At 34.9% G+C, this 352-nt stretch carries 1 rRNA gene; it reads left to right on the top strand.

Features of this window, described 5'->3' with window-relative positions:
- Window positions 1-69 (top strand): 16S ribosomal RNA (locus H5161_RS19955); the annotation flags it as partial.
- Window positions 70-352: the final 283 nt, after the last annotated feature.

Genomic DNA, 352 nt, shown 5'->3' with positions numbered 1-352 from the left:
TGATTCATGACTGGGGTGAAGTCGTAACAAGGTAGCCCTAGGGGAACCTGGGGCTGGATCACCTCCTTATACGATTTAGAACTTATTTGTTCGTAGTGTCCACACAGATGATTGTTAATTAGTGCGTGTTCTTCGGAATAACTAATTAATATGCTCTTTAAAAATTTGGAAAAGCTGATAATAAAATTCTGATAGATACTTTGTATTTATCAAGAGTTTTCAAAAGTAAAAAAGAATGGTAGCAGTACCATTCAGTGCCATTTGATTAACGTTTTACGTTGATTGATTGGTATCTACTTTAGTATTCAATATTAACTTCTGGCGAAGTTAAACTGTCACAAAACAAAGACCC

Source organism: Pseudoalteromonas sp. SG43-5 (genome assembly GCF_014164345.1).
Classification (GTDB): Bacteria; Pseudomonadota; Gammaproteobacteria; order Enterobacterales; family Alteromonadaceae; genus Pseudoalteromonas; species Pseudoalteromonas distincta.
The sequence above is the reverse complement of the archived record's forward strand: the minus strand, read 5'-3'. Positions and strand labels throughout refer to the sequence as shown.